This window comes from Paraniabella aurantiaca, from assembly GCF_050309965.1.
GTDB lineage: Bacteria > Bacteroidota > Bacteroidia > Chitinophagales > Chitinophagaceae > Niabella.
On record NZ_JBLOSY010000001.1, the window covers coordinates 1326318 to 1343916 of the forward strand.

At 40.2% G+C, this 17599-nt stretch carries 14 protein-coding genes; all 14 read right to left on the reverse strand.

All coding sequences use genetic code 11. The features are described 5' to 3' along the window. Nucleotides 1–42: 42 nt before the first annotated feature. The gene (locus tag ACLOAU_RS05675; protein WP_427860886.1) at nucleotides 43–927 is read right to left on the reverse strand and encodes a DUF3347 domain-containing protein; all 885 of its coding nucleotides are present in this window, start codon (nucleotides 925–927) and stop codon (nucleotides 43–45) included. Between the two features lie 382 nt (nucleotides 928–1309). Beyond that, complete coding sequence (locus tag ACLOAU_RS05680) at nucleotides 1310–1495, reverse strand: hypothetical protein (protein ID WP_427860887.1); 186 nt, start codon at nucleotides 1493–1495, stop codon at nucleotides 1310–1312. Nucleotides 1496–1688: 193 nt separating this feature from the next. Then, nucleotides 1689–1910 carry a heavy-metal-associated domain-containing protein gene (locus ACLOAU_RS05685; protein WP_427860888.1) on the reverse strand — a complete coding sequence of 74 codons (222 nt, stop codon included), beginning with the start codon at nucleotides 1908–1910 and terminating at the stop codon, nucleotides 1689–1691. A 20-nt stretch (nucleotides 1911–1930) separates the two neighbouring features. Continuing rightward, nucleotides 1931–2143: a heavy-metal-associated domain-containing protein gene (locus ACLOAU_RS05690; protein WP_427860889.1), complete on the reverse strand. Its 213-nt coding sequence runs from the start codon at nucleotides 2141–2143 to the stop codon at nucleotides 1931–1933. Between the two features lie 105 nt (nucleotides 2144–2248). After that, complete coding sequence (locus ACLOAU_RS05695) at nucleotides 2249–4666, reverse strand: heavy metal translocating P-type ATPase (RefSeq protein WP_427860890.1); 2418 nt, start codon at nucleotides 4664–4666, stop codon at nucleotides 2249–2251. A gap of 83 nt (nucleotides 4667–4749) precedes the next feature. Next, nucleotides 4750–5313, reverse strand: coding sequence for a helix-turn-helix domain-containing protein (locus ACLOAU_RS05700; protein WP_427860891.1), 564 nt, complete (start codon nucleotides 5311–5313; stop codon nucleotides 4750–4752). Between the two features lie 217 nt (nucleotides 5314–5530). Then, entirely contained in the window at nucleotides 5531–6544 is a 1014-nt protein-coding gene (locus tag ACLOAU_RS05705; protein WP_427860892.1) for a terpene synthase family protein, read from the reverse strand. Between the two features lie 289 nt (nucleotides 6545–6833). Then, a complete protein-coding gene (locus tag ACLOAU_RS05710) occupies nucleotides 6834–8693 on the reverse strand; it encodes a beta-L-arabinofuranosidase domain-containing protein (RefSeq protein ID WP_427860893.1) in 1860 nt (619 codons plus the stop codon). A 308-nt stretch (nucleotides 8694–9001) separates the two neighbouring features. Further along, nucleotides 9002–9742: a glycosyl hydrolase family 28 protein gene (locus ACLOAU_RS05715; protein ID WP_427860894.1), complete on the reverse strand. Its 741-nt coding sequence runs from the start codon at nucleotides 9740–9742 to the stop codon at nucleotides 9002–9004. A gap of 30 nt (nucleotides 9743–9772) precedes the next feature. Beyond that, nucleotides 9773–11248 carry a glycoside hydrolase family 28 protein gene (locus ACLOAU_RS05720; protein WP_427860895.1) on the reverse strand — a complete coding sequence of 492 codons (1476 nt, stop codon included), beginning with the start codon at nucleotides 11246–11248 and terminating at the stop codon, nucleotides 9773–9775. Between the two features lie 19 nt (nucleotides 11249–11267). Then, nucleotides 11268–14114 carry a glycosyl hydrolase gene (locus ACLOAU_RS05725; RefSeq protein ID WP_427860896.1) on the reverse strand — a complete coding sequence of 949 codons (2847 nt, stop codon included), beginning with the start codon at nucleotides 14112–14114 and terminating at the stop codon, nucleotides 11268–11270. 3 nt (nucleotides 14115–14117) lie between these two features. Then, nucleotides 14118–14954: a sugar phosphate isomerase/epimerase gene (locus ACLOAU_RS05730; protein WP_427860897.1), complete on the reverse strand. Its 837-nt coding sequence runs from the start codon at nucleotides 14952–14954 to the stop codon at nucleotides 14118–14120. A gap of 8 nt (nucleotides 14955–14962) precedes the next feature. Then, nucleotides 14963–15778, reverse strand: a complete 816-nt coding sequence (locus ACLOAU_RS05735; protein WP_427860898.1) for a phytanoyl-CoA dioxygenase family protein — start codon at nucleotides 15776–15778, stop codon at nucleotides 14963–14965. A 250-nt stretch (nucleotides 15779–16028) separates the two neighbouring features. Further along, nucleotides 16029–17591 carry a RagB/SusD family nutrient uptake outer membrane protein gene (locus tag ACLOAU_RS05740; RefSeq protein ID WP_427860899.1) on the reverse strand — a complete coding sequence of 521 codons (1563 nt, stop codon included), beginning with the start codon at nucleotides 17589–17591 and terminating at the stop codon, nucleotides 16029–16031. Nucleotides 17592–17599: the final 8 nt, after the last annotated feature.

The following is a 17599-nucleotide window of genomic DNA, read 5'->3' on the forward strand; positions in this document are numbered from 1 at the left end:
GGTATTGCGACTCCTGCCCTTTTTCGCAATAAAACGATTTATTTAATTGGATATCGTTTCAACAGTACTGCCACAGGTCATCATTTGCGCCCCATAAAAGGGATTTTTTATAACACTTTGTTTACTCAGCCAATTGGCACCTTTGCCATTATTGTACATGGGACAATGCTGGTAGTAAACGGGCACATCCTGTTTGGACACTTTAGCCAGTTCATACATCCTTTTTGAAAGCAAAACAAAGCCCTCTCTCTGTTTGGAAATATCCTTGGCCTCGGCTACCTTTTCGGTGTTAGCCGTCAATTCTTTCATAACGCTCATCCAAACGGTATGCTCCCCGGTAGACAGTTTTGTCATCTCTACTGCTTTTATTGCTTTGTCAAGTTGAGCAGCATTTGATGATGCTTCTCCGGCATCTGTTTTTACCAAAGCGTCTTTCAGCAAAAAGTAATTATCAAAAACAGCTTTCAACTCCGTAGCATTCTGCTTAGCCGTTTCTTTGGTATTACCCATTTCCGCGTGGTTATGAGCGCTATGCTCTTTTTGAGCAGGGGCATTATAGCCATGAGATTTTGCAACAGGTTTTAATGCCCTCTCGTACCGGCAGCATTCCGGCAATTTTACATAAACGTCGTCGGGGGCCAGAAATTTTTCGTTGTCGTAACCCGCCAAAGCAATGCGTTTCAATATATCGTCGGGGTTTATTTTCTTACTATCGTAAGTAATTTCGGCCATTTTGGTTTTTTCATTCCACACTACTGCAGCCACTTTTTTAATATTGCCGGCTTTCTCGATGGTTGACTTACACTTATCACAGTTACCGTAAATTTTTACGGTTTCCGTTTGAGAATTTGAAATCTGCGCAAAGCTGCTTACTGATGATAGTAATACGATAACGATCATCCATATTTTTGATACTGGATTGCTCATGATACTAATATTTAATAAGACGGGGCAAGCCCCCGGCCTATCGTGAAAGTTTAATTGAATAAAATTGTAAATAAATAAACTGCAGAATAGTTCCGCTTTTCACCATGCCCCGATAATTTTAACTGGAGCAGCGCATGAAAATCTTCATTCTTTAGAAGATTTAGAAGAATAGTACTGCAAATTATTACGCTTAAAGTACAAAGCCTGAACACTGGTTCCTGGTGAAACATTCAGTAAGGACACACGTATGGCTGTCAGGCCCTCGTTCAGCTTATTTTAGGCGGCAGCCATATAGAAAAATAGCCTGAAGAATAGCAGGCTTCCTCAAAGGAGTGTTTTTGCTTTTTAACTTCAACAAAAGAATTTTTTTCTTTCGGCTCAGTCAACGGAATCCAACTAAACGCGGATGCTGATGTGCTGCAATAGCAGGAGTCATGTTTACATTTACCTCCGCAATCATCATGATGCTTGTTCTTTTTACAAGCATTTGCTTTGGAGTTCTCTTTCTTTGATTTCTTTTTTGAGCAGGTGGATTTTTCGGTTTTAGTTGATGTTTTTGAGCAGGCATATGACAGGTTGGGTGCTAAAAAGAACCCCAGGGCTAATAAAAGCAACAAGCCTATATGTTTTTTCAAATTGTTCAACTCTGCAAAAGTATTTATAATAATATTTAAAATTAAGCTAAAAACCTAAAAATGTCCCCATTACTATAAACGCTGCTCCTGTTGGTTTAATTGCAACAAGGACATTTTTAATTAATTCTATTGTGCCACCGGTTCTATTTTAAATCCCGCTTTCTGAATGGTTTCTATTACTTCCTCCTCGGTAATACCTGTAGATTTTACCGTTAATACTTTGTCTTTATTAGCTGTATCGACCGACCAGTGGCAGACACCCTCTGCATTATCCAAATGAGGTTTTACCGATGCTACACAACCTCCGCAATTGATATTTGTTTTAAACTGAAACTCTTTATTTTCCATTGTATTGATTTTTTAGTTGGTTATAACTCATGTTTTAAGGGAACGCTATAGCCCGCTTTTTCAATTGCCGCTACTATTGCTTCTTTATTACTGTCAGAAGAGAGGGAAACCGTTATTTGCCCGGCCTGCAGGTTTTGCACTTGTACCCCTGCTATTTCCTTCACGGCATTGTTCACTCTTGCCTGGCAATGTGCACTCTGCATATCGGGTATCTGAATAGTTACGTCTTTCATTTCTTATTATTTTAGTATTACAAAATTGGCCTGCTTTTTAATGACCGTTGTTATGTTATTTCCTGTTTGATTTATAAAATTTAGGGATGGCCCATCAATGCCTCGTTATTTTTCCCATTTCAAACGAAGGCTGTTGCTTACTACACTTACGCTACTTAGCGCCATTGCCGCACCGGCTATCATCGGATTTAAGAGGAAGCCATTGATAGGATATAGAATACCTGCGGCTACCGGTATGCCTATCAAATTATAGATAAAAGCCCAGAACAGGTTTTGTTTGATAGTGCTTACCGTTTGTTTGGATAAACGAATAGCCTGCGGAATTTTGGTAAGATCGGACGAAATGATCGTCATTTTAGCTACATCCATTGCAATGTCGCTACCCTTACCCATGGCGATGCTTACATCTGCCGTTGCAAGTGCCGTGCTATCATTGATCCCATCTCCTACCATTGCTACCACTTTGCCCTGCTGTTGCAACTCTTTTACAAAATCGGCCTTATGTTGTGGCAACACTTCTGCCTTGTAATGCTTAATTCCCGTTTGTTGTGCAATAGCTTTTGCGGTGGCCTCGTTATCGCCGGTAAGCATGTATAGCTCTATGCCCAAGTTCTGCAGTTGACGAACCGCTTCCACCGATGTTTCTTTGATGGTATCGGCAATAGCAATAACTGCCAAAGCCTGTTTACTATTGGCAAACCAGATAATGGTTTTGGATTGCTTACCCCATTCCTCTGCATACTTTAAAAGTTCATTGTCAATAGTTATATTATTTTCAGCTAATAGTTTTTTATTGCCTACTACATAAGTTTCATTATTATAAACTGCTTTTACCCCTTTTCCGGTAATACTGTCGAAAGACGAGAGCGATACGCTGTCAACACCTTTCAATTGTTTCACTACCGCTTCTGCCAACGGATGCTCGGACTGCTTTTCAAGGCTTAGCAGGATATTGCGGGTAGCATCATCATTGTTATTCCACAGAATATTGGTAACCACCGGGCGGCCTTCTGTTATCGTACCGGTTTTATCCAAAACAATGGCATTTACTTTTTTGGCCAACTCCAGGCTTTCCGCATCTTTTATCAGGATACCCTTTTCGGCGCCCTTACCTACGCCAACCATAATGGCTGTAGGAGTAGCCAGTCCTAATGCACAGGGGCAGGCTATAACTAGTACCGTAACCGCTGCCAGCAATCCCTGTACGATCCCATTTTCGCCATCCAAAATCAGCCACAGTACAAATGTGAGGATAGCAATGCCTATTACAACCGGAACAAAAATGCCGGCGATCTTGTCTACAAGTTTTTGTACAGGCGCTTTACTGCCCTGTGCTTCCTGTACCATTTTAATAATATGGGCCAACATGGTTTCTTTACCCACATTTACCGCCTTAAACTTAAAGCTTCCTTTTTGGTTAATGGTTCCTGCAAAAACTTTTTCATTTTCTTTTTTTAAGACGGCAACAGGTTCACCGCTCAGCATGCTTTCATCTACATAAGAATTACCGGAGATTACCATTCCGTCCACCGCAATTTTCTCCCCTGGTTTAACCAGTATTATATCACCGGCCTGCACTTCCCCAATAGCTACCTGCTGTTCTGTTCCATCTGACTGTATTACCAGTACTGCTTTGGGTTGCAGACCCATTAATTTTTTGATAGCTGAAGACGTATTGCCCTTAGCTTTTTCTTCGAGCAATTTTCCCAAAAGAATAAATGCAATTACCACAGCGGCCGCTTCAAAATATACATGCGCGTGTAGACCCCTCTGCTGCCAGAAGCCGGGAAACAATACATTAAATACACTAAACAGGTATGCAATACCCGTGCTCAATGCCACCAGTGTATCCATATTGGCCGACCGGTGCTTGGCCTGCTTCCATGCATTAACAAAAAAATCTTTGCCCAACCACAGTACCACGGGAGTAGCAAAGAGCCACATTATTTCATTAGCAAACGGCATGTTCATAAAAAACATACCGATTGTTACTACCGGCAGCGACAACAATACGGCCCAGATCGTTTTGTTTTTAAGCTTGCGGAATTTTTCTGCGTGGATGGCTTCCAGGGTTTCTTGTTGCCGGGATTCGTCTTCTACCAATAAATCGTAGCCGATAGATTGAACAGCTTTCTGCAATTGGGAAGCATCGGTTATATTAGGAAGGTATTCAACCGTAAGATTGCCGGTAGCAAAGTTTACGGAGGCGCTAACCACTCCCTCCTGGTATTTTACGATACTTTCGGCGCTGCCCGCGCAGGAGGCGCAGGTCATGCCCAACACGGGGAATGTTTTCTTAACCGTAGAAACTCCGTAACCCAGGTCTTTGATGGCTTTCACAGCATCAGCAACCACTTCGTTATCCTTCACTGTAATAACAGCTCTCCGGTTATTGAGCTCTACCTTATGGCTTTCCACACCTTTTACCTGGGCTAATCCTTTTTCTACGATAAGCGCACAGTGTTCGCTTTCAACATCTTCTAACGGGATGTAAACAGGTTCCTGAATAGTATTTGCAGTCATATCTCTTGCTTTATTTTATTCAATAAAGGTCGCAAGAGAAGCCGGGGTAGCTATTGTGTAATTATGTATTTGATTTGTAAGATTTATACTTCGTCTAAGGGTTTTCGCTTTTTTTCCCTGATTTGCTTAAAATAACTGGGAGTTAGTCCCGTTGTTTTTTTGAACTGGTTGCTCAAATAGGCTACGCTTGAATAATTGAGGCGGAAAGCTATTTCACTTAAAGACAATTCGTCGTACACCAGCAGTTCCTTTACTTTTTCTATTTTTTGGGCAATGAAGTATTTCTCAATAGTTGTTCCTTCTACTTCCGAAAACAGGTGAGACAAATAGTTATAGTCCTGGTGCAGTTCCCTGCTCAATACTTCCGAAAGATTGGTTTTAATATCATTGTCCTGGTAATGAACCAGGTTAATAATTACATTCTTGATCTTTTCAATAATCCGGGCTTTTTTGTCATCAATCACCTCAAAGCCCAACGAAGACAGAACCTTTTCCAATTGGCTCTTCTCTTCAGCAGTGAGCGCATTTTCAACGCTCACTTCTCCCAATTTGATGTCAACAACTTTCAAACCCAGCTTTTCCAGTTCGCTTTGTACCACCATAATACAGCGGTTGCAAACCATATTTTTAATAAAAATTGTGTTCATATTGATCCCGTCATTGTAGCCTGTACATGCATTACTGCTGCATTGTTTACTGCAATATACATTATTGGCTTCAAGTACTTGCCGTAGTATAGTTTTCAGATATTCTGCATCTGCTTTACAGGGAATTAAGGGTAGTGAACTAAAGAGATTATTACAAACCCAATGACAACTGATGTTTGTTCATGCACTTTGATGAATGTCTTTCTTATTTTATAACTCATCCTTCACTTACATATTCTCCTTCTACATAGCCACCGTTAACATAGCGTGAAGTATCATGCGTATGCCAGGCATAAACTCCGGATACCATTATTCCAAGGTCCTGGATATAATCGTAAACCATATTTTGCCACTGATCAAATGGCGGCAAATAGTTTTGTAACAGCAAAAACTCTTTTAAATAATTATCGTGCAGTTCAAGTGCTTCTACATAAGCTTCCTGAACCGGTATTTGGTATTCTTGCTGTAAAACTTTTACAATATTCATGGTGTCCCCCTCCCGATGAAGCTCTTTAGGTAAGGAGATGATATCATTATGGATCCCGATCATGAGGCAACAAATGGTCTGCACCCGTTTAATATGGGGATGCTCAAAAATTTCATCCGGCAGCTGCCGGTATTCCTTTTGCAGCAGCAGATAATCACAGTAGGGCAGCACTCCACTGGTAGCCTCCCTGCTGAGCAGGTAAACCGGCAGTGGCGCAATCGAATTGCTCCGGTAATAAATTCTTTCTTCAGCAAAACCCTTAAATGTGGTCTGGATTGAATTAACAAACCTTTTGTATATATGATCAGGAAAGTCAAACTTAAGGGCATCCTGCCTGAGCTCCCAGAATAAATGTAATATACCATTTTCTGCAGGTTCCCTAGGATCATCTCCCGTTAACAAGGCATGAATGCTATTGGTTATGTGCTGCATTTTATCGCGCGAACAACGGTCAAAGTAATCATCCATCATTGCACCATTGGCGGTATAATTGGCAAGCGGCAGTAATTCATCTATTGATTTCAAGAAAGGAACGCCCCGTGCTTCAATATCACATAAGTGATGTTTTTTATGTTTTTCACGGGCGCCTTTACTGTGTATTATATATTCCGTATCGATCCAGTCATAATATTTTTGCCGTAGTTGCTGGAAATCGGGATGAATATAGTCGGCAAAAGGATACCTGGGCTTGGGTAATTGGAGCAAATTGGCATAAAACTGCTCATCCGTCATAGATGTAGTCATGGTTGTTGGTTTGAGGGTTCCGATAAAGTTAAAAATAATTTCAGTAATTATCGAAATTTATCTTGACCGCTGGAGCTATTATTGACGGCTTTGTTGTACAAAATATACAGGCCGGCTTAGAGATTTTTTTGCATAAAAAAACTCCTGCAAAATACAGGAGTTTAAAAATAGGACCGCCCGGGCTCAAACCATCCCGACAGGAGCTATCGGCACTGTAGTTATGAGTGATACTATTGGGCTGTCTTACATTCTCAATAGACGGGCGGACCCAGTAATTTTAATACATCATTTAATTATCCGTAATGCTTTTATTACTTTTTATCCATACAAAGGCTTCGGCGCCGGTTTGGCTGGCATCAGCATAGGGAACCAATACCAAGTCTTTCGGTTTATTCCCGTTTGAAACCAATTGCATAGTATAACATTGGCGACCGGCCCAGCCTGTTGGCAATTTACTATTTGTTTCAAGCAGTTTGTATTTCCCTGCAGTTGGGTAAACAATATCATCAAATAAATTTGAATCCTTGTTTATTGATTGATCTACAGATAAAATTTGCGGCCCCCTCCGTATAGCAAAATATCCGGGGTAACTCTTACCGCCATCAATAATAGAAACAGGTATACTAAATGAAACTGAAATCTCATCCCGGTTATTCCAAAGCCTTTCAATCTTTATGATTTGATTGGGCTGGCCTGTATAAGTTTTGCCATTGATAACTGCTGTAAAATTGGTAGCCCAAACCGGTACACGTAACTGAAGTGTTGCTTTCGCTCTTTTAGGAAGCTTTACTAAAATCTTTGCTTTACCGTTTTCTGGGAATTCACTTTTAATGTCCAACCCAATACTCAATTTCTCTTTCCCTGTTTCAATACTGTCTCTAATACTTGCCGCCTCGTACATAAGAAGGGTTGGTATGTTATTTATACGGCCGTAGTTAATTAAAGGGAGTAAAGAAATACCACGCGGGATACTGCTTAAACAACAGGTGATATTGCATCGATAAGGCTTAGCACCCATTAGCGGTGTATAATAACTAACACAGCCTGTTTGCGGATTTTCAGCTCCTAATAGGTGGTTATAAACACTTTTTTCAATTTCATTATAGAATTTAAGGTTGCCGGTTATTGAAAACATTTGCATGTTAAATTGCAACCAGGTAGTAGTAACACATCCTTCACCCATGCGAGCAGCTGTATCCGCTTTTAAAATGTTATCGGCTAAAAAATGTTCATGATCGCTACTGGAGCCCGTAATGTATAACCTCTTTGATGTAATATCATCAAAAGCATTATTGGAAACGGATAACAGGTTTTTGTCCCCGGTTAAGCGATACATTTTAACTAACCCTAAAATATTGGAAAGCATTTCATACGCTTTTGCGTTGCCAACCTTATTAACCTGTTTGTCTTTCAAAAGAGTTTGAACAATTGCAGGGCCTCCTGCAAAATCATAAGAGCGAATAATGTATTTGCAAAACTCCAGGTATTTTTTATCTGCGGTCCACATATATAAATCCAGCATCGGGTCAAGAACTGAAGTGGCTGCCATACCTGTGTGAGAGCCTGCCTTTAAAATATTTTTCTGCCCTTGCCCATCGCCAAAATTATTGCAGAGCAAACCGCCGATCTTAATAGCAGCATCTATAGCTCTTTGGTCTCCTGTAACCCTGTAATAGGCAAGCAATCCATATATATCATATTTATGAACCCATACATCCCAGGAAGTCCAATAATTTTCGGGCAAATAAGTACCCAAATAGCCATCAGGCTTTTGTGTGCTTATTAATGTATTAAACACCCTATCCATTTGAATTTTAAGCGGGTTGTTCTGAGTAGTAGTCCAGGTATTGGCTGCACTTTCCAGATATTTTCCAACATGTTCGCCAACCCATCTTTGTTTACCGGGCCTGTTTAAAAATCCATCAAGCAAACCCTGCTCATCAATTTTAAGCAGGCGGTTATTTAAGTTTTGAAAATACCTGTCGCCCAGGTAACCTGATAAAATATTTTGTTGAGGAAATTGTAAAGGAAATGCATCAGGAATAACATACTGTACCTTTTGCCGCGGTGCTACGCTTGCACCCACATCAGTATTAATAATAATAGCAAAGCAAATTAGAAAATACGCAATCAGGTATTTAGATTTCATAATATGACGGTTTAATTGTGATCTACTTATTTAAAAATGATATTTAATGATTTGCCGCAGCTGTGCAGATTAGCTCACATGTTTGCGGCGTTATCAGACAAAATCAGGTTCACTTAACAATAGCGATTGATCTTCTACCCTGGTTTTACAACCCAGACTCCTTTATGCAAAGAATGAAAAGTTGTGTCCCCTTCTTACCACAGATATCGCTACAGCTTTACAGGCAACATCGAAGCCTCGGTTTGTACTATAGCTGTGCTGATTTGCCAAACGGGCGATGGCGGCCTATGTGAAGTACTACCTGAAAATTATTTTAGATAGCTCTGTAACGGGGTTCCGGTATTGGTTTTTGAATTTTGGATATTAAGATTCTGGTTATCTATACTTGTAAGGGGCAGGTTGGCTACTTTTATAAATGTATTGTTTATGGCAATATCCCTGCTATTCTTTAAAAGCATGCCTGATGATGAAGGAATGTTTTTTCCCTCAATGCTAATTAATGTTATATCAACCTTTTTGCAAGCTGTAACACTCAAAGCTTCATAAGCTCCATCCCATAAGTTGATTGAATCGATCTGCACGTTTGAGCAATTATTAAAAGCTAAAAGGCTGGAGCGCGGCTCTTTTTTAATGTAGCCTGCATCCATTAATTTTTTTAAGGCTTTTAAAAAATTAGTACTATTTCCTTCGATTACTCCTTTGCCGGAAATGCCAATATTCTGTTGGCCCTCGGCTATAACTAACCCTTGTATGTTTCCCTGGCTTTTATATTCGTAAGGCGACGCGGCACCAACCAGTATAGCTCCTTCCTGCAACTTTATATACACATTTGATTTAAGATAGACGGTTCCTGTAACATACCGGCCTACATAAAACACCAGTGTGCCGCCACCTTGCTCATTTATATAATCAATTGCTTTTTGTATCGACGCCGTGTTGTTGGTAACTCCATCAGACAACACTCCAAATAGAGACGCATTATATTCTTTAGCGTTCACGTTAGCACAGGCTAATATCCAGATAATTAATAGGGTCAACTTTCTTTTCATATCGTTTGGCTTAAGAAATTAAAATTTTAATTAGTTACGTTTTGTAGAATTATGTAAAATAATTTCTTTCTTGCCCTTACTATCAGGCTCTTTTATTTCTACGTTTTTTAACTGAATATTTTTTGTATCATCAAACACAATGGCGGGCCGGTAATCTTTTTCCTTAGCTCTAAAAACAATGTTATCAAACACAATCCCGTCGGCATGTCTTACATAAAATCCCCAAGCAGGCAATTCTTTAAACTGTGAAAACTCAGGATAGGCGGCAGGCATTTCGGGAATACTTTCCAACTCTTGTTTAGATGTACCTACTTTGGCATAGTTGGGATTTCCGCCACCAGGATACACAATTTCTATATTGCTTAATGTTACATTTGTTATTTTATACTGCGGTAGTCCAACAATACTTGAAGGAGAAATATTTCGGGGAAGATCTTCAATAGGTCCTTCGTAACTATATCCCGAATCTGGTTTTGATAAGGGTACTTCGGCATATACATTTTTTATAACAACGTTATTCATCGATGGCTTGTTGCCCTTGCTCCACCTGTCCCCGATACGTAAAAAAATAACGTTACCGGTGTTTATTGATTTAACCCCATCCACTAGTATATTTTCTACAATTCCCCCATCAACAGCAGCAAATGTTATAGCAGATCGATAGGTATCAATTATCTTAAGATTGGTAACCTTAAAGTTGCGGAAACCGCCCCGGGATACCGTTCCAAATTTTAAGCCATTGGCGCTTGATCTTCCCGTGCAATTATCAACTACTACATTCTGGCAAATTTTTGTTGCATCGTGAGATTTGAAACAGATGACATCATCCGCTGCATCGAAGTATGAATTTTTAATAACCACACCATCGCAATCAACCACATCAATTCCATCGTTATTCCAATAGGCCTTACTATCAACCGTAATACCATCCACATAAAGATTTTTGCATTGGTCATAGGTTTGGTTCCAACTCGCGGGGTCTTTAAGGAAGATCCCGGTTATAGTAACGTTATTACACTCACGGAAATAAATGTTTTGTGGCCTGTTCGTTTCGTTGGGCCTGTCTAATTTCAACGGATCGACTACCAGTTTTTTATGAATATAGGTCACCATATTATTAGCAGTAAGAAACCCTCTGCCGTTAATAGTGCCTTCTCCGGTAATGCCGATATTGTCTTGCTTAACTGCAAAAATCATTGATGTCCATCCAATGTATTTGTTCTTTTCATAATCAAATGGATTGGTAGATCCTGTTATTTCAGCATTTTTTTTCAGGTGCAGCACCACATTTGATTTTAAATAAATCGTTCCTGTAACGTAGCGTCCGGGCTCAAACACCAGGCGTCCTCCGCCATTTTCGGTAATATAATCTATCGCACCCTGGATGATGGATGTATTAAGTGTTATACCATCGCCTTTTGCGCCAAAACTTAAAACATCAAAGTCTTTTGCCAGCATGCTTTTGCTACAAAACAGTATCAATAAAAAAACGTATACTTTCTTCATTTTTTATATCATTGATTTTTTAGAATAGTGTTACAGGTCCGATTAAACCTAGCGACCATACCGGTTGCGGCTTACGCTTACCATTGGTCCAATATTGAGCAACCGGGTTATCGGATAAAGATTTCATGTAGTTGCCCATCGTTGTTGTTACCCTTATTTCTATATTATTTTCGCCTTGCTTTAAATAGGGAACTACATCATACAAGTGTCGGCCGTACCAATGTGTACCGAGATCTTTACCATTCAAGAAAAGCTGCGAAATGCCCTGCACATTTCCAAGATCGATGTGTGAAACTTTTTGATCAGTGATCGTGATCTTATTTTTATAAACAACGGTGCCTGCAAAATCCCTGTACTCAGTTGTTTCTTTAAGGTCGATCAATTTATTAAAAACAGTTGTGCTTTTCGTTCCGTCGATATGGTTGAAAGACACATCCCAAGAGCTATTGACCCGGGTATCGCCATCGTTAACTGCTCTTACGTCGGTATAAGGTTGGGCGTTCTTATATTTCTTCTTTGAAAAAATGATTACCCTCATATCAGCTGGGTAGAGGGCAAGCGCAATACCCTGGTTAGCGTCTAACGTATACATATTGCCCGACACTGCATCCCAATAATAGCAGTTAGTATTTTTTGAGATACTGTCTGCCGGTTTTATTGTAACATCAAATGCTTTATTATAATTAGAATTAAGGATCAGGAATATTTCACAATCGGGTGTTGAATATCTTACCTGCTGTATAAAGGGATTTCCATTTTCAATAGTCAGATAAGGCTTAATATCCAGCTCTTCTTGAATTTTCCTGTACCATAACACATAATTATCTTTGGGAGATTCTTTTACAATACACCTGTTCTTTTGAGTCAGCAGCTCATTAAATACCTGCTTCACCTGCATGGATTTTTCGGGTGCGTTTGTAAGGCCTATTGACTTATTGGGAAGAAAATCCACACAAACTATTTTGCCGCCGCTATTAACAAAGGCTGCAATTTTTTTGGCCGTTTCGGGTTCCAGGCTTTCTACTTTTACGAGAATGAGTGTATGATATTTTCTATCCCCATATTTTAAAAAACCGTTGCTTATTTCAGACTTGTTAATAATATTATCCGATACATAATCGGTTCCATTTCCATTCAATTGCACGGCCTCCCATACCAATGAAAGGTTATCGGGGTAGGTTAAAGATGGAAAGGGCTCGTTGGGCGCGCCATATTTACCCCAACTGTCATATAATGGAGGTAGTATAGCAATATCGGCATACATATCTGCATGTTGCAACAATGCCGATACGCGGGCTTTATAATCGTTCAATAATTTAAAAAATGGCCAATAGGTATTATGTTCGCTCATATAGTTCCCATACCGTATCCACCCTGGAAATGGTGCATTTTTAGGGGAATAGTTAAACCCATGATATACCGAATGGGTTATGCCTGTGATAAAGCTTTGATCCGACGCCAGTTTTATCATTTGCAATGTGGCATTAAATACCATATCCGTATTGGTACATTCTTCACAACTGATCAGTCTTTTACCCGAAAGATGTGCCCCGGAAGAAACGAATTTATTGGCCTGGGTATATGCCCGTCCGATCCGGTAATCAATTTCAGAAATTTCTTCACCAACACCATACTTGATCCATGTTTCACCTTCAGGAATATCTACCACCAAACTGGATTCCAAAGGATGATATCCCCGGCCGTAAGCCTGCGCCCTTGATAACACACCATTCTTATTACACCAATTCTGAAAAGGTAACAGGAACCGCTCTCTGAGTAATTCTACTTTCGTCCTGTCGAAATCACACCGTACTCTTTCAATGGTTTCCTGAAATTTATCGGTAAATTTTGTTCCATAGTTATAGTCATACACATTACCCATTCCACCAATGCGCCACATAATTAAAGGGAGGTAAGGCATCAGGTCATACCCGCGTCTTTTCTTAAATTCATCAGCCATATCTGCTGTCCAGTTGGCGCCTTCAAGCTCCAAACTGTCAACAAAAAAAGATCTCACCCTGCCTTTTAATGATCCTATTTGTTTTATAATAGCATCAGACATATGGTTCAAATACTTTTCAACCGCAGCTTTATTAAAATGGTTTAATACCTGCCCATTGGCACCGGGTGCGCCATTAATCACCTGTAAAAAAGCCTTGGTTTTTACCAATGCATATATTGCATAATTGCCCCTTGGTATGTTTACTTTAATAAAGCCCGAAGCAATCTGATCTGATAAATCTATTGCTTCACTTAAGTCACTCATTGGGTCGGGAACCATAAACACTTTCATCACCTCTGATTCCCGATGCGGATAAGGACTTGTTACTGCGGGATCAGCTTCCTTAAGAAAATCGAATATCGGTGCTTCAAACTCCATCAATCCGGAGACTTTTTTTACAGCAATCGTCACGATATCGGCCCGCTCTTCTCCCTCCAAATATTCCGCTCCAAAAGGCCAACCCGAGCCAACAATTAAATCACAGGTCAATCCCATTTTTTTTGCTTCGGTAAGTGTATAATCCAGTGCATCAGTCCACTCTTTACTTAGCCACATCAGCGATTTTATGCCCATATCATCGGTACGTTGCGGAAATTTTATAGGATTAATTTCTACACCGCCAATGCCGGCATCTTTCAGCAATTTGAGCTCCCGTAACAATTCATCTTTTTCAACCTTATCACCGTTCCACCACCATCTGACAAATGGGCGGTAAACCATATCCGGCGATTTGAACATCTGGTATAGCTGATCTATTGATACCGCTTCTACCTGCTTATTTTCGAGCGCCCAGGAAATCTGGTTGTATAACAATCCTCCTGCTGTTAGTATTGAACATCTTTTTAAAAAACTCTTTCTTCTCATTTTTTATGCCACGTTAAAACGGTTTTGTAAAAATTGTTTGATCCATAAGTTTAACCGCCACTGTTCTTTTTGTGCATCAATAGCCCTGTCCCCCATGGTCAAATAAGGCGGTGGCCCAAACTCGGGGGTTATCGTGCATTCTGTATAGCCTTTTAGTTTTCGTACATTAATCCATTCATCCCAAATGTTAAGATGGGCGTTCAATGCCTCTGCGTATTCCGGAAATGCGGGATCAAAAACCTGCGGTCCCTGGGTGTGCCCCACTCTTGCATGAATGTGGTGCGTATGCTGAATTGCCTTTGCTACTTCCAGTTGCTGGTTGTTCAAATAACTTTCAGAAACACAAAACCAGTGCGAGACATCCAGGGCTATTTTCAGATCCTCTTTTTGTTGCAGCGCCCTGTAAACATTATGTGCTACATACGACCATTTGTTTCTGTGTGTTTCCTGGTAAACAGGAATTCCATATTGTTGTTCTATGCCATCACAAACAGAAAGTGCTGTAAAAATTTCCGGTTCGGAAAAATATTCCCTCCCGGTTTGTGCAGAAATAAAGATTGGCAACCGGCTCACCGGACAAAGCCCGATCAATTGTTCTAAATCCTCCTTCAACAATGAACAGTATTCTTTCACGTTAGAAAAAGGCTTTGTAACCGTCATTACAAACGCATGTTCAAGTTGTAATTCTGCCAGTAGGCCAAATACTTCCTCTTTATCAAAAGTTTCTGCAAAGGGGAACCATTCAATACCGGAGTAGCCGGCATTTTTTACATCTGTTAAAAATGTTTTCCATTCAATATGCTCGCTCCCCCACCTGGGACAAAAAAATTTAATTTTCAATTCAATAATTATTTACTGTAAATCAAAGGATTTTGTAAATCATTATTTAGTACATCGCCCACCTGTAATGTCTTCAAATAATCTTCGGGTAAAATATTCGCCTGTCCATTAAACACATTGCCATCCGGCATATAAGCACAGGTCATTGCACGCCGGTATCCGCTTGTCATATTAGCCCCAGCACCGTGTATGGTAAGCCCATTATGAAAAGAGCAGCTGCCTGCTTTCATATTGGCCGCTACTGAATTCACCACCCGGAACTCCGGGTAGACATCAAAAATGGAATCCATGTTTTTACCTATTCCTTTATTTTCGAACGTGGTTTTTTTAAACGCACCGGGTATAAAATAGAGGCAGCCATTTTCGAGTGTAGCATCGTCTAATGCCACCCAAATAGACAAGGCTCTTCTGTCGGAAAAAGACCAAAAAGGTGTATCTAAATGCCATGATGTTGGGTTAGCCCAGGGCTTTTTAAACAATGCCTGATCGTGCCAGATGCGCACCCCGTCTACACCTGCAAGATCTGCAACCATTTTTCCAATACGGGCATCCAACATTAGCTTTTTTACTTTGTCGTTGGTTTGCCAAAGGTTTAATAATTGATCAAATACTTTTGAAAAGTATTCCGCATCTTCATTAATGCCATCAGCCATTCCCACTTTTATATTCTGGCCCGGGATCTTTATTCCATTCCTTTCCGCGATGGCTTCGGTTACTGCGGTTCTCCATTCTTCCAGCTCGGTTTGAGAAAGGAAATCTTCTACTATTAAAAAACCGTTTTCATTATAATATTTTATCTGTTCCTGTGTGAGCTCGCTTTTCATGTTGTATAAATTTTTGTCAATAATTAGTAAGTAAACCCAGGCATCGCAGCCTGAAATGCTGTTAGAACCATACGTAACCGTCTTTCATTGTATCGTTCTGATTTTCCCATCTTTGGTTTCGTGTTCAGAATTCCCCGGTGCACAGACATTTTCTGTCTGCAAAACTGATATTCGATCAAGCTGCAACCAAAGATGGTTGGATAGGTCTTCTATCACCGATACCGATGAAGTCTTTATTTATTTGTGGTACTCAATAACCCAGATTTTGAACCAACTTTTTGTTTAAATCCATTTCTCTTTGCGGGATGGGATAGACTAACCTGTTTTCAGTAACGTTAAATGATTGGGGTAATAAATAGGGAAATTTTGCTTTGGCTGTAATACCATAGGCATTCATAACTGTTATGGCCTGACCGGTTCTTATTAAGTCGTACCATCTCTTATTTTCAAAAGCAAGCTCCCGTCTTCTTTCCAACGCAATAGCATTACGCAATCCCGCCTGGTCTGTTGCTGTAATATTATTTGTGCTGTTCCCAAATGCCCGGGTCCGTACCTGGTTCACATAAGGCAGTGCTTCGCCGGGTTTGTTTGTTTCGTTTAAGCATTCAGCCAGCATGAGCAGCACGTCTGCGTAACGGTACAATGTCCAGTTCTGGTCAGTGTTTTGATTTATATTAGGATAGGGCGGGTAATAAAATTTCTTGCAGAAGTATTTTACTTTTACACCTGCAGGAGGAACATATCCGACAGCGCTTACTAATTTGGATGCAATAAAATCCTGCGAACTGTTAAGGCTACCTTCAGCCACGCCAATAGAAGCATCGAGCCTGGTATCTCCTGTCTCAAATAATGCTATTAAATTATCGGTTGGAACATCCCATCCGCCAAAACCATTTACGTTAAAGTTAACCCCTAAAAATAATGTTGTGTTGGGTGTATTAGGAATAAAACGATAAATAAAGCTGCTGGACTGCCCGGTAGTGCCGGACTGGTATTGTACATCAAAAATCAATTCTTTATTGGCATTGGCATTTTTGTTGGCCGGATTAAAGACGTCTTTGAAATTCGTCATTAAGTTGTAGCCCATAGCAGCTACGCTTTGCAACAACGGTACAGCATTTGCATAATCTTTCTTTTGCATATAAACCGCGGCAAGTTCTGTAGCAACCACGCCTTTATTAACCCGCCCTGTTTCAGCTGCAACAAATTTAGGCGCCGGTAAACGGTTCAGTGCATCCTTAAGATCGTTAATAATTTGGGTGTACACTTCATCTGCACTGGCACGAGCCAGGTAAGCATCTTCCGTTTTTAGTATTTCATGTAACTGTAATGGCACGCCACCAAAAGTTTTTACAAGATCGAAATAATAATGTCCGCGCAGCGCTTTGGCTTCGCCGATAACCTGGTTTTTTATTGAGTCGGATATGGTAGCTCCCTCAATATGATCGAGAATTGCGTTTGTTCTGCTAATTCCTATAAAGTTTGCCTGGTAACGGATAATTGTTACACCATTAGTAGCATCATCCATAAAGGTTGAAATGTTTTCCCGTGCTGCACTTCCCCTGTCTTTTTCATAATAATCAAATGTTGCATTGTCCGATCGCATTTCATCCATCCAAAACGCGTTATTGGCAATGTCTCTCAGTGGTGTGTATGCACCAATCACGGCCTGTTGAAAATCGGCTTCAGTTTTATAAAATGTACCTTCGTTCAGATTCCCTTCCGGGTATAAGGTGAGAAAATCTTTACTGCAGGACGAGCATATAAATATGGTTGACAACGCCAACCCAAATAAGTATTGATATGTTTTCATTGTGTAAT